This is a genomic window from Paenibacillus sediminis (genome assembly GCF_017873765.1).
In the GTDB taxonomy this organism is placed as follows: domain Bacteria; phylum Bacillota; class Bacilli; order Paenibacillales; family Paenibacillaceae; genus Paenibacillus_AG; species Paenibacillus_AG sediminis.
Map to the genome: position 1 here is coordinate 75,153 of NZ_JAGGKP010000003.1, position 14,652 is coordinate 89,804.

At 41.7% G+C, this 14,652-nt stretch carries 9 protein-coding genes; 1 reads left to right on the plus strand and 8 read right to left on the minus strand.

The genetic code is table 11. The features are described from left to right. Positions 1–234: 234 nt before the first annotated feature. From J2Z20_RS09025 to J2Z20_RS09060, 8 genes are all read right to left on the minus strand, one after another. Positions 235–2,370, minus strand: a complete 2,136-nt coding sequence (locus J2Z20_RS09025; protein WP_245252165.1) for a methyl-accepting chemotaxis protein — start codon at positions 2,368–2,370, stop codon at positions 235–237. A 149-nt stretch (positions 2,371–2,519) separates the two neighbouring features. Beyond that, a complete protein-coding gene (locus tag J2Z20_RS09030) occupies positions 2,520–3,365 on the minus strand; it encodes a sugar ABC transporter permease (protein ID WP_209848468.1) in 846 nt (281 codons plus the stop codon). Next, complete coding sequence (locus J2Z20_RS09035; protein WP_209848472.1) at positions 3,362–4,672, minus strand: sugar ABC transporter permease; 1,311 nt, start codon at positions 4,670–4,672, stop codon at positions 3,362–3,364. The genes J2Z20_RS09030 and J2Z20_RS09035 overlap by 4 nt, the downstream gene beginning before the upstream one ends. 84 nt (positions 4,673–4,756) lie before the next feature. After that, the gene (locus tag J2Z20_RS09040; RefSeq protein WP_209848474.1) at positions 4,757–6,067 is read right to left on the minus strand and encodes a sugar ABC transporter substrate-binding protein; all 1,311 of its coding nucleotides are present in this window, start codon (positions 6,065–6,067) and stop codon (positions 4,757–4,759) included. Positions 6,068–6,480: 413 nt separating this feature from the next. Next, positions 6,481–8,163, minus strand: a complete 1,683-nt coding sequence (locus tag J2Z20_RS09045; protein ID WP_245252167.1) for an alpha-amylase family glycosyl hydrolase — start codon at positions 8,161–8,163, stop codon at positions 6,481–6,483. Beyond that, positions 8,160–8,999 carry a sugar ABC transporter permease gene (locus J2Z20_RS09050; RefSeq protein ID WP_209848477.1) on the minus strand — a complete coding sequence of 280 codons (840 nt, stop codon included), beginning with the start codon at positions 8,997–8,999 and terminating at the stop codon, positions 8,160–8,162. Before J2Z20_RS09050 ends, J2Z20_RS09045 begins: the two co-directional genes overlap by 4 nt. After that, on the minus strand, positions 8,996–10,306 hold the full coding sequence (locus J2Z20_RS09055) for a carbohydrate ABC transporter permease (protein WP_209848479.1): 1,311 nt from the start codon (positions 10,304–10,306) through the stop codon (positions 8,996–8,998). Before J2Z20_RS09055 ends, J2Z20_RS09050 begins: the two co-directional genes overlap by 4 nt. A gap of 83 nt (positions 10,307–10,389) precedes the next feature. Next, positions 10,390–11,715 carry a sugar ABC transporter substrate-binding protein gene (locus tag J2Z20_RS09060; RefSeq protein WP_209848494.1) on the minus strand — a complete coding sequence of 442 codons (1,326 nt, stop codon included), beginning with the start codon at positions 11,713–11,715 and terminating at the stop codon, positions 10,390–10,392. 642 nt (positions 11,716–12,357) lie between these two features. On the opposite strand from J2Z20_RS09060, the gene J2Z20_RS09065 reads away from it, so the two are divergent. Next, positions 12,358–14,616 (plus strand): alpha-amylase family glycosyl hydrolase, encoded by a 2,259-nt coding sequence (locus J2Z20_RS09065; RefSeq protein WP_245252169.1) that lies wholly within the window; start codon positions 12,358–12,360, stop codon positions 14,614–14,616. The last annotated feature ends 36 nt before the right edge of the window (positions 14,617–14,652 follow it).

The following is a 14,652-nucleotide window of genomic DNA, read 5'->3' on the forward strand; positions in this document are numbered from 1 at the left end:
ACTTTTCTTTCACCAGTCCTTATTGTAACGGAATCAGGGGATAACTGCTCCATCCATTTGGATGGTTTCAAAACCAACCAAATTGTATAATAGTCGGGACATACCGCTTGGTGGATTCTATATTTGGCTGCAGATTAATAAACCTATTTCCATCGGAAAATTGTTTGAGACTGCAGTAAGCAAAAGAACCTAACGATTCTCTATCGCTAGGTTCTTTTTGTTCAATCCAATTCATTAGGTCTCAAACATAACGAGCGATTTCTTGAGCGTATCCGACAGCTCTTGCAGCTTGTTCGAGAGTGAAACCAGCTTCTCGCTGACTAGATATTGTTCTGAAGACATGGAAGCTACTTCTTCAGTGGATGCGGTTGTTTGCTCTACAACAGCGCTCACGGAAGAGATCGTTTCTGTCAGAACTTGCTGAGACTCGATCAATTCATTAACAGAGGCTGTTGAGTTATTAATTTGTTCTAGGAAGTCTTCCATTTGGCCTCTAACATTTTCAAAAATGCCTGATGCCTCGTGCACAGACTCCATTTGTTCGGTAAATAAAGGAGCAGCTTGTCTTAACGCTACAGTCGTCGCTTCAATTCCTTTTTGAATTTCGTCGGTAATGCCTGACACCATCTCGATCGACTGTTTAGACTGATCTGCCAATTCACGAATTCGATCTGCAATAACCATAAAGCCTTTGCCTGCCACGCCGGCTCTCGCCGCTTCAATGGTCGCATTTACAGACAAAATATTAATTTGTTGCGTCATGTCGACCATGACTTGCAAAATTTTACGAATCGAAGAAGTACTTTGTTTTAATTGGTCAGAGTTTTCAACGACAACTTGGTTCATCTGAGCTGTCTTATTGGTCTTCTGCACGAGCTCGTGCATATACTCTTCACCTTGTTTACTTACTTGCTGAACGCGGTCTGCCGCAAGTTCCATCGATTTATTGGACTCCACGACCGTGTTCATTTTAACACCAATATTCTCTGTCAGCATGTTGCCCTTCTCGGCCTCTACAGCCATGCTAGCAGCTCCTTGTGCAATTTCTTGCGTAGCAGAAGCAACTTCTCCTGCTGTAATTGCTGTGCTCTTGGATACTTCCGACAGCTGCTGAGCTGTAGCCAATACTTCCTTGGCAGACACGTTCGTCTGATCAACAAGTTTAGCAATTTGCTGCATCATCCGATTGAAGCTAACACCTAAACGCCCAATTTCATCCTTGCCTTTAAAATGAGTACGGACTTTTAAGTTGCCCCGTTCCCCTTCTTCCATCAGCTTGGCGAGCTTCACTAGAGGACGGCCGACAATGCGTACAATGTAGTATCCGATTAGTACAGCAAGCAGTGCAGCGACGACTACAATGACTAAAGTTACATACAATAGTTTATTTGTCGCTTTCACAAAACTGCTGACAGGCGCGAAGCCTATCATATCCCAGCCAGTTGAAGGGAGCTGTTTATAAACAACAAGCTGATCCACACCCTGTTCATTTTTCATCGTCGTAAAGGTTGAATCTTTGCCACCCGCTATAATGAATGATGGTTTCTCAAGCAGGTCAGCATTATTTGAATATACAACGGTATTATCGTTATTCAAGATGCGAATATCGCCGCCCTCACCGATTTGGAGATTGGAAAGCAAGTCGCTTAATGACTTCTCTTTTATTTCATATAGCAATACGTATTCCGCATTTGGATTTTGCAAGTTTCTAAGCAGTCTGCCCATCGTCACCGTAGGTTCAGTCGCTGTACCGAAGAAACCTTTCTTTTCAGTTGGCAACCATACAATTTGACCTTTTGCATCAATAATTTTCTTTACTTTAGCTTGAGACTTCTCGTTCGATATGATGGAAGAGTTCCCTGTTGACACATATGATTTCGTGGCTACGATATCTTTGGACAATAGCCGAATCCCCATCAATCTTTTATCAGAACCAGCAATTGCGTCGAGCTTTCTACGCAATTCTTCTTCTGCTTTTGTCTTCTCTACAATGCCCACATCTGGCTTGTTAACTAATTCCAGATCCGCTTTAATCGATTGATCGACGGCAATTTGACGAGATGAGTTCTCATACTCTTTGAATAAGAAATCAAGTTTGTCCGCTGCTTGTACAATGCTTTGTGAAGCTGCTGTAGACACTTGGTCCATGATGATATTTTTCGAGTTGTTATACGAGATTAGACCTAGTAGAGATGATAGAAGTACCACTGTACAGAAGAAAATGATAAACAATTTCATTCCTACGGAATTGATTTGCATACCTTTTACTGAATTAAATCGCAGACCTCCTAATTTCTGTAAAAGCGGTTTCATTGAAATGCGGCGTAAAAGTTGACCGATCTTCCTAAACTGAAAACGAGGTGATTTCATAGTATCCTCCTACTATACTTAGAAATAGTATTGCATAGCATTATGTAAATATTATGTAAATATTATGTAAACAAGGCACAGCCCTAAAACTTATTGCGAGCTGCACCTTGTTGCAAAAAAAGATTATGTGCTTCAAGTATGTTATCAAATTATCCCTTGCTAGCCCCTGCAGTCATGCCGTCAACCAACATACGTTGCAAGAACATGAACAGAATGCCGATCGGTAATGCAATCAGTACTGCCGCTGCAGCAAACACTGTAAAGTTGCTGTTCTGATTCGAGCTGACCATGTCGTACAGACCAACGGCAACTGTCCAGTTCGGTTTAGTACGAAGAACGAGTTTCGCGAAAATAAAGTCAACCCACGGACCGACAAACTGTGTCAATGCGATATAAGTGAGCATCGGTCTCGACAGCGGCAAAATAATTCGAGAGAAGATCATCAAATTACTTGCCCCGTCAATTTTAGCCGCTTCATCCAAACTGCGTGGAATGGTATCCAAGTAGCCCTTCATAATAAATGTTCCGCCAAGCGGTGCACCTGCTGCATATACAATGATAAGTGCCAGATGCGTGTCGAGCAGATGCATTTCTTTAAGCAAAATGTATACTGCGATCATACTCATGAATCCAGGGAACATTCCTAGAACCAAAATGGTCGACAATGCCGTTTTCCGTCCTCTAAACCGGAATCTTGACACTGCATAGCTCGTTAATAAGACGAGAATGGTACCGATAATCGTGGACAAAACGGAAATTTTAAGTGTATTCATATACCATTGTCCGAACAAGATACTCTTCGAAGTAAATAATTCCCGGTAATGATCCAGTGTAAATACTTCTGGAATGAGTGTCTTACTGTACAGTGATTTGCCCGGTCTGAAGGAGGCAAGCACAACCCACAATGCCGGATACAGACAGCATATGGAAATAATAATTAGCAACAAATAACTGCCGGCAGCCCGGACGAAGTTTCCAAGTTTACGTGCGCTCATTGGATCATATCCTCCTCTTTAAATGACCGTGTTCTACGATAGTTATAAATGGAGAACGACGCGATGATCAAGAAGATGATGATACCAACAGCTGATGCCATATTATATCGGTTTTGATCAAGCGTAAGTTTATAGAGCCAAGTAACTAATAAGTCTGTAGCCCCTGCATATTGATAATCCCCAACGACTGGGTTGCCATTTGTAAGCAAGAAGATCGCATTAAAGTTATTAATGTTACCCGCAAATTGTGTAATCAAGATCGGTGCAGTCGAGAACAAAATCATAGGAAGCGTAATAATTCTAAATTTCTGATAGTTCGTCGCACCGTCGATATCAGCAGCTTCGTATAAGTCTTTAGAGATGGTTGTTAATACGCCCATAATAAGCAGCATGGATACAGGAATACCCACCCACATATTAACAACGATAACCGTAACCTTCGCCCAGAAAGGATCTGTCAGCCAAGGAAGCCCTCCAAGCCCGAAATAAGCTAAGTACTGGTTAATTGGACCAAATTGTCCGTTGAACATGTTGCGCATGACGAGCAAGGAAATAAGCTGCGGAATTGCATAAGGAATAATAAGAATTGTTCTCCACAGTCCTTTAAGCTTAACCACTTTCTGTTGAATGAGCAGCGCTACGAACATACCGCCAAAATAAGTCGTTACTGTAGACAACACGGCCCAAATGATCGTCCATACGAGTACACCCCAGAAGGTGTGACTCCATGATTTCAACGTGAGCAAATTTTTAAATGTGTCAAAGCCAACCCAGTCAACAAGCTTCGCTGGCGGCAAATGATCTGGGGCGGAGTAGTTCGTAAATGACAGCAGGATCATAAAGATAATCGGCATAATGGTAAAAAACAAAATACCGATTCCAGGTATGGTCAGAAATGCAACTGCAAACTTCTGTTCTAAAATATACTGAAGGGTGCCCTTGAAATTGTTCGCCGCAACTCCAAGCTCCCTTTGTTTTCCAATTTGATAAGCATCCTTAATGTTCATCACGTAATAAATCACAAAAATGATAAACAAAATAATCGTAATCAAGCCTTGAATCAGTAAATTAATCGAATGATCCCCTGGAACCAACCTAGCAATACCATTTACTTTCTCAAAATGGCTTCCCGATTCACCTAATGTAACTGTACCCCAAATGGCTGTGCCTAAATTGTTAATAAAATAGAAGAGTGCCAAAATCTCAACAGCAATAAATAAAATACCTTTAATAAACTGGCGATTATAAAGCTGACCTAGACCTGCAAAAATAGCTGATAACCATGCCGCTACAGTACGATGTTTCATCTCTAGTCCTTCCCCTCTCCTAAAAATCGAGGAATCACCCGCCATAGATGACGGGTGAGCCTGATTTTATGAGCATTTCAAATATTATTTCGCAGTAGCTCCGTTGTTCAAGTCTTGAATTTGTTTTACAGCGTTATCCAAAGCGGCTTTTGGATCTTTTCCGCTATCCCAAATTTCGGACAATGCAGCACCTACAGGCGCCCATACGTTACCCATTTCAGGAATGGATGGCATTGGTTGAGAGTTTTTGGATTGCTCAGCGAATGCAGATACATATGGATCATTAGCAACTTGTGGATCTTTTTGTGCTTCAAGGTTTGTTGGCACAGAACCAACTTTCTCATTCAGAACAAGTTGTCCATGTTTGTCAGTTGCAAAGTGTGCAAACAATTTAGCTGCGTTAGGATATGGTGTGTAAGCATTCACGTACCATGCTTTAATACCAGAGAAAGAAATTGCTGGTTTGCCGCCAATTGTAGGAATTGGAGCAATACCAAGTTTATCTCCAAGAGCTTGTTTATAGCCTGCAAGTTCCCAAGGACCGTTAATATCCATAGCTACATCGCCAGAAGTGAAGAGACCTCTCTTAATGTCTGGAGTGATGTCGCCAGTTTTAACAGGAAGGATTTCCCTTAGGCTTTGGTATACTTTCATACCTTCAAGAGCGCCAGCATTGTTCAAACCGATGTCAGATTTGTCAGTACCGTTTTTACCAAATACGTATCCGCCTGTGGAAGCGAAGAACGGATATGTGAAGTAGAAGTTACCAGCTTCCCACATCAAACCGTATTTGTTTTTGGATTTGTCAGTAAGTTTTTTACTGATTTCAATCACTTGTTCGAAAGAAGTTGGAGCTTCTTTTACAAGATCTTTATTATAGTAGAGAGCATAAGTCTCAGCGGAACGAGGATATCCATAAAGAGTTCCGCCATAGGAAGCACCAGTAATGGATGCTTCTGTGTTTTGCTCTTTCGTTTCTTTTTCGAAAATGTCATTTGGAAGGATAAGATTTGCGCTCACTGCTTTACCCAAGTTATCATGCGGGAAAATGACAACGTCTGCCGCCAATCCGGAAGGACCGTCTTGAGTCAGTTTACCTACTTGGTCAGTCGGAGAAACTTCTTCAACTGTTACAGGTACGCCGTATTTAGCTGTAAATTCTTGAGCGATTTGGTCTGTATATGCTCTTTCTTCTTTACTTTCCCATACCGTAAGTTTAGCGCCTTCCTCAGGCTTAATAGCATCATCTGTAGTTGTTGTTGCTGCATCAGTTGATTGAGCCGTTTTTGTTTCTGTTGCCGCTGGTGTTTCAGCTGTTTTTGAGGAACCGCATGCCGTGAGGGCAAAAACTAAAGAAAACACAGCAAGAAGAACCGCAATTTTATTGAATTTCATAAAGCTAACCCCTCTCTTGACTTTTTCACATGAAGCATTTCACAATATTTTGCGCAAACGTTTTCCCAAGAGCTTTTAGCCTATTTCAGAAAATGTTTTATGATGACTAATTCAAATAAAAAATCATCCTTAGTTGTAAACGCTTCAATGTTCAAGTTCATAATACACTACCCTTCTACCATTGTAAAAACGTTTGCACATGTTATTTTTGGCGAATAATGTCTATTTTTGTCCTAATTTCTGTTTATATCTTCTTATTTTGAACAATATCTCTATATTTCTATCATTTTGTATGGGCTATCAATTCCAATTTGTGATCTTTCTATGTAAGCTGGCGACTTCCGTACAAACGTTTGCACTGTATAGAAACAAAAAACTAGTGAGCCTCATAGACTCACTAGTTTCTCTTCTACTTATTGTAGAATGGTTGTGCTGTATGGTGCTAACTCGAGCTTGCCATTCTCCAATTTGGAATCTGTGCTCGTTGCATGCACGATATGTTCGAATACTCCGAATGTGTCACTTTGCAGTTCGATCGACTGACTCTTCACTGACAAATTATGAACGACCAGCATTCGCTTATCATTTAATATACGGACATATGCCATTACACTTGGATTCGTAACTTTGTAAGACAAAATTCCGCCATCTTGTAATACATCGTCTTGCTTGCGCCAGCTGATTAACTCCTTGTAGTGATTAAGCAAAGAGTTCGAATCGCTTAGCTGCTTATCAACTGGGATTACACCTTCACGATTCAGTGCCAGTTCCCAAGTCGTTTGCCCGACTGCCTTCGAATCATCAGACCATAGCATCGGTTCTCTTATTCTTTCGTCCGGTTTAGCACCCTTCATCCCGATCTCTTCTCCGTAATAGATGAATGGATTGCCAGGTAACGTAAGTAAAATCGATGCTGCCATTTTGGCATGGTCTACATTTCCTCTAAGCTCCGTCATGACACGGTTCTGATCGTGATTCGTCAGGAACGGCGCATCAACGAACTGTCCGCCAGACTGTTTGCTGTAAAAATCGTAAACACGTGACAGTGTAAATCCGAGATCTGTCCCCTGCTCCGTACGAGCAGCGGAAACGATTTTGCCAGCGATATCAAAATCAAATGCCGAATTAAACGCTTGATTCAAATAAGGACCGATCACAGCTGCAGAATCCCATACTTCCCCGACCATATATGCATTCTTATTCACTTGATCGAGACCTTTCCGGAATTCCTGCCACCACTCTTGGTTTTTCTTCGCGACTTCGGGATTACCGACAGAAGATTGAAAATCTTCATATACGTGCTTAGCTGCATCGAGCCTGAAACCATCGACGCCCATCTTCAGCCAATACTGTCCGATTTTCTTAAATTCTGCTCGCACTTCCGGATTATCAAAGTTCATATCAGGCATTCCTTCCCAGAAGATACCTAGATAATGATCTTTCCCGGATTTCTGCCAAGGCTGCTGACCCCAAGCACCTAGCGTAGAAGTACTCATTCCTTTATCTTCCGCCCATATGTACCAATCTCGCTTCGGATTATCTTTACTCTTAGCCGATTCTACGAACCATGGATGCTTGTTGCTGGAATGATTCACAACGAGGTCCATAATGACCTTAATCCCCCGTTTGTGGGCTTCATCCAGCAAGTGTGTGAAGTCGTCCATCGTTCCATAATCGGGGTTCACACCATAATAATCCGTGACATCATATCCATGATAGGAAGGCGAAGGATTGATTGGCATTAACCAAATTCCCTGAATACCAAGACCCGCTAGATAATCTAGCTTTTGCGTTATACCATTAAAATCCCCAATTCCGTTACCGTCTGAATCATAAAAAGACCGAACGAATATTTCATAAAAGACGCCGCTGCTCTTGCCCATCGGGGCAGTAGTTAAGTTCGCAGCGGGCTTTGCCACCCCTGCTTCGCCCACAGCTGTCGTCGTTGTGCTCTGCTCAGCAGTGGATTGCTTCGTGCTTTCAGCAGTCTTTCCTGCTTCAGTCTTCGCTTCACAACCGCTAAGCACGAATACCAACATACTAATAATAATAATCCATGATACGGTTGACGGAAACTTAGATGCAGTTCTGCTCATCCCTTCTCAGCTCCTGCAGTTAAGCCTTCAACTAGGAACCGCTGCATAAACATAAACAAGATCGTAATCGGCAAAGCAACGAGCACACAACCTGCGGCAAAGATCGTAAATTGCGTTGCGAATGCTGCATTTACCATATTATAAAGTCCAACTGCGAGCGTTTGTTTTTCCTGCGTTCTTAGTACCATTTGTGCAAAGATAAAATCGTTGAACGCTCCTGCGAAGGAAGTAACAGACAAGAACACGATGATTGGCCGCGAAAGCGGCAGGAAGATGGAAAAGAACACTCTGAAGTTTCCGGCTCCATCTAATCTCGCTGATTCTTCTAAGCTTTTTGGAATCGTATCGAAATAACCTTTGACTAGTAAATATCCCATAATCGCACCTGCCGAATAAACCATAATCAAGGCGGAATGCGTATTCAGCAAATTCATATTTAATAGCAAAATGTATACGGCAATCATACTCATAAAAGATGGAAACATGCCGATGACGAACAATCCCGTCATGATCCCTTTGCGTCCTCTAAAACGGAACCGAGAAAATGCATATCCTGACAATAGCACGAAGAGCGTACTAAACACCGTAGAGATGATCGCAATTTTTAATGTATTGATGTACCACTGCCCAAATGGGAATTTGGTAAATAGTTCTCTATAATGATCTAGCGTCCAAATTCTAGGCAGAATTGTTTCACTGTACAGCGAAGTTCCCGGACGGAATGAAGATAAAACAACCCATAATGCTGGATATAAAGCAAATATGGCAACTAGAATAAGAATAATGTGGCTAATTGTTAACCACAATAAACGTTTAGCTTTCCCACTGCTGCTCATTGATACGTCTCCTCCTCTCGGTAGAACCGGGTTCTGCGGAAGTTGTAAATCGAGAATGAGGCTAGAATAATGAAAATCATAATCCCGATGACAGAAGCGAAGTTATATTTACCGTTATTAATAGACAGGTTATATAACCATGTAATCAAAATATCTGTATGTCCCGCGAATTGATAATCGCTGTTCACCGGATTACCATTCGTCATCAAATAAATGACATTAAAGTTATTGAAATTGCCGGCAAATTGTCCAATAACAATAGGTGTTAAGGCAAACATAACCGCAGGAAACGTAATCATACGGAATTTTTGAAATCCTGACGCTCCATCGACCTCTGCTGCTTCATACAAATCTCTTGGAATCGTCGTTAAAATACCTGTAATCATTAACATCGAAATTGGGAAACCAAGCCAGAAATTGACTAGCAAAATCGTACCCTTTGCCCAAGTTGGATCAGATAACCAAGGCGGACCTTGAATTCCAAAAAAATTAAGGTACTGAGTAAGCGGACCAAACTGTGTATTGAAAAGGTTCCGCATGATAAGCAAGGATACAAATCCAGGAATAGCAAATGGAAGCATATAGACCGTTCTGAAAAACTTTTTGAATATAATTCCTTTTTGCTGCAGCAATACCGCGATCAGGAAACCGCCGAAAAAGCAGCTTAATGTAGATAAAACGGCCCATGCTACCGTCCAAGCAAACACACCGTAAAATGTATGTGCCCAAGTGCTTAGTGTAAACAGATCTTTAAAAGCACTAAATCCGATCCAATCAACCAGATTCGCTGGAGGAATATGCTTTGGTGAAGAATAGTCCGTAAAAGCGATTAATAGTGAAAATATGAGCGGAAGGATCGTAAAGAAAAATAAAAAAATGAGCTGCGGTGTAATAATGAGCAGCGGAAAATTTTTGGTACCAATTTTTTTTAACGTCTGTCCAAAATTGTTCGGTGTATTGCCCTGTTCAATTTCTACTGCCGTTCTGTATGCATCACGAATATTTAAAATATAAGCGACAACAAATAAAATAATTAAAAAAATAACGATTAACCCTTGAACCAATAAAAATATGGAATGATCACCGTGTACCATTTTGTTAATTCTGCCGACCTTCTCCAAATGTTGCGCCTTTTCCCCTAGGGTAATTACTCCCCATAATGCATGACCTAGGTTTGTCATCGAATAATAGAGACCTAAGATGTATAATAGCAACATTGAGAAACCTTTAAGGTACTGGCGGTTAATAAATTGACCGAGTCCCATGACGACTGCTGATAGAATTGGGGAGATTATTGTGCGCCGCATGTATTCATCACCTCAAGCTTTACAAATTTTAGTTAGGGCTGTCTCATCGAGTGAGACAGCCCTGTCTTTAAGTTTTTAATTCATTATTTACCCGCTTGCTCTTGAATGCTTGTTTTGATATCAGCTACTGCTTTATCTAGAGTCTTCTGAACATCTTCACCGTTCCAGATTGGCTCTAAGCTAGCTGTAGCAGGTCCCCATACAGAACGCATTTCCAAAATGGAAGGCATAGCTTGAGAGTTCTTGAATTGCTCAATAAATGCTTGCGCACGTGGATCTTTTTGAATTTCTGGGTCGTTCTCCATACCGTTACGAGCTGGGATAATTCCGCTGATCTTATATTCTTTAGACAATGCTTCTTGTGAAGTTACGAAATGTATGAATAGTTTTGCTGCATTTGGATATTGTGAGTAGGAACTTACAAAGTAAGCTTTAACGCCTGCGAATGTAATCGGGCTCTTACCGTTAGGCATTGGAGGCATTGGAACCGCGCCAACTTCAAAGCCTAATTTTTCTTTCGTGAAATTACCGAGTTGCCATACACCGTCTAAGTTAATTGGCAGTTTGCCAGTTTGGAACAATTCCGTTTTCACGTCGCCTGTTGCATCAGCCGCTTTGATTGGAAGCGCCTCACGAAGCGATTGGAAGAATTTCATCCCTTCAACTGCTCCTGGTGAATTGATACCGATATCTGTTGGATCCGTGCCGTTTTTACCAAATACATATCCGCCGCTGCCTGCAATAAATGCATAGTTGAAGTACCAGTTGTTAACTTCCCACATGAATCCGAATTTGTTTTTTGCAGGATCATTGTACGATTTTGCGAATTTAATGATGCTGTCCCATGACTTCAAATCTTCATCTTTAACTAGATTTTTATTGTAATAAAGCAAATACGTTTCCATGTTACGAGGATATCCATAAAGGACACCGTTCATCGTTACGGCATCAACCGCCGCTTTTGCGAAATTTGCTTTCGTATCTTCTTCGTAAAAGTCATTCGGCAATACAAGTCCAGCTGCAACCGCTTCACCAAGGTGGTCATGCGGCATGTTAAGAACATCTGCGCCTAATCCAGCTGGTCCGTCTGTTTTTAATTTAGCCATTTGGTCTGTTGGCTCAACTTCTTGGAACTCTACAGGAATGTTATATTTCGCTGTAAATTCTTTAGCCATTTCTTCATAAAACGGTTTTTCGATTTTACCTTCCCAAACAACCAGTTTCGCGCCTGGCTCTGGAGTGATATCAGCATCAGCTGCTGGTTCAGTAGTCGTTGTATCCGTAGATGGTGTCGTAGTGTCCGTAGTAGCTGGAGTAGTAGTCTCCGCTGGTTGACTCGTTTTAGATCCACAAGCAGAAATAACGATGGTAAGTGTAAGTACTAGAAGAATGCTTACCCATTTTTTCATTGGATTTGACCCCTTTCTTTCGCATCAATTGGAATTATTCATAAATCGACAACCTCAAGGTAAAAATCCCTATAAGCATTCCCCCTTCAGTACTAGAAATAGAAATCAGACAACCCCTGTGCAAACGTTTGTAAAAATTCCTAGATTCATACATGAAAGTGCTTTCACTTTGAATGAAACCATAAAAGCCCATTGTATGTAAAACCGCAAATTTGTATTAATAACGATAAAAAACCACGATTTCCCATCCAAATATCAGCATTAATCTAAATATTGCGCATTTACTCTATTTTCCTTTAAATTAAATAATTATCCAAGTAAGTGGTTTCTTAAACAAATTTTAAAAATATTAATTATTGATCGAGAGTTTATTAAAAAAGTGCTTTATAGACATCTAATTACATATTTTCGATAAAATTCTCTATAAATCTATCTATTTCAAATTGTTGCAATCATTTACCATCATATAGAAATTGTGTTAACCTATTAACACTTAATACAACGTTTGCACAAAAGGAGATGATACCGCTTACAGTAACATCGGATTTAGCCTGCGGCTCGGTAGGATCCACTCTTCAATTGATATGTTCTTCAGTAGCCTGGGTGCATCAGAACAAATTTGAAGATGGGTGATGAAAGATGATGAATCTAAGAAAAGTAAAAAAAGTTGTTGCCGTGTTGGCTTTATCCTTTAGTATTGCAATGCCCTCATTCACATTCAATCCCCAGCACTCTGAAGCGCTAACTGCCTCTGGAGCACTTGGTCCAGTTACACCGAAAGATACAATCTATCAAATTATTACCGATCGCTTCTATGACGGTGATACGACCAACAACATACCTGCTGGTACAAGTTCATCTCTGTTTAACGACGCGAATGGTGACGGCAAGGGAGACGGTACCGATTTAAACAAGTATCAAGGCGGCGACTGGAAAGGAATTCGAGCTAAAATTCCTTATCTGAAAGATATGGGAATAACCGCAGTTTGGATTTCTGTGCCTTATGAAAATAGAGAGGATTTAGTTTCTGGTGCATATACCGCGTACCATGGTTATCACGCAAGAAACTACTTCGCGACTAACCCCCATTTCGGCCAAATGCAAGATTTCATCGCACTGAAAGATGCCCTTCATGCTAACGGCATTAAATTGGTCATCGATTTCGTATCCAATCACTCTGGTCCTGAACCTGACGGCGACGGCGTATTGTACGAGCCAGACAAGGACGGTAGCGGAAATTATAAGTTCGATGCGAACGGTAACCCGGTAGACAATAACGGAGACGGCAAAAAAGAGAACTTGCTGGCTGACTTTAATAACGATACGAACGGATTTTTCCACCATGAAGGAAACCGTCCGGACAGTGACACTTCCAAGTTCGGTTACAGACATAAAGAGCTCGCTTCTCTCGCCGATTTCTCGCAAGAAAATGGCACTGTTGTAGCATATCTTGAAAAGGCCGCTAAGTTCTGGAAATCAAAAGGTGTTGACGGATTCCGTCATGATGCCACGCTCCACATGAACCCTGCCTTCGTTAAAGGCTTCAAGGATGCAATTGACTCGGATACAGGGGGACCTGTAACGCATTTCGGTGAATTTTTCATCAGCCGTCCTGATCCAAAATATGATGAATACAAAACTTTCCCTGATCGTACAGGTGTCAACGATTTGGATTTCGAGTATTACAATGCAAACAAACAAGCTTTCGGTGATTTCAGTCAAGACATGCAAAATTTCGGAAATATGCTCATCAGTACAAGCAACGATTACACATACGAGAATCAAGCCGTTACTTTTATCGACAATCACGACGTATCCAGATTCCGTAATATTCAGCCGAATGATAAACCATTCCATGCCTCACTTGCGACGTTGATGACTTCCCGCGGAACGCCAAACATCTATTACGGCACAGAACAATATTTAAATCCTGGAAACGGCGGCTCTGATGCAGGCCGGATGTTTATGCAAACGGCTGCCCCTGCATTCAGTGAATCGACAACTGCTTTCCAAATTATTAAGAAACTGTCCGCTCTTAGACAATCGAACGAAGCCCTTGCTTACGGCACAACGTCTATCTTGTACACTACTTCTGATGTGCTTGTATTTAAACGGGAATTCTTCGGCAAACAAGTCATCGTCGCTGTAAACCGCCAACCAGATGTAAGCGCGACGGTCCCTGCTCTCGATACAACGATGCCAGTTGGAACGTACACAGATTCTCTGGGCGGCTTGCTCTTCGGTGAAACCGCAAATGTTACGAATGTGTCCGGACAGAACAAAATCAGCAGCTTTACGCTTTCCGGCGGTGAAGTCAATGTATGGTCCTATAATCCTTCTCTTGGCACAACGATTCCAAGAATCGGAGATGTCGTGTCCACAATGGGCCGTCCTGGCAATACAGTGTATATTTACGGAACAGGGTTAAGCGGATCCGTAACCGTGAAATTCGGTACAACAACAGCAGCCGTCACTTCGGCAACAGATACGATGATTGAAGCGACAGTACCTAGCGTAGCGGCAGGTGTTCAGAACATTACTGTTACGAAAGGTTCAAATGTCAGCAACGCGTTTACTTACACCGTACTAGGCGGCGATCAGGTACAGGTCATATTCCATATCAATAAATCGACCGTATCTGGACAAAACGTTTACGTCTCAGGAAGTATTCCTGAACTCGGAAACTGGGATCCTGCCAGTTCCTCCGAATCGTTCATGAATCCGAACTATCCAGAATGGTTCCTGCCTGTCAGTGTCCCTGCCGGATCAACGTTCCAATTTAAGTTCATCATTAAGGACAGTGCAGGGAATGTCACTTGGGAAGGCGGTAGCAACCGTACATTTACCGCACCTTCCGCAGTGACGGGAACGGCTGACACGCCAGTATATACTTGGCAGTAATACAAACAACATCTATTAATTGCGAAAAGGGGATCT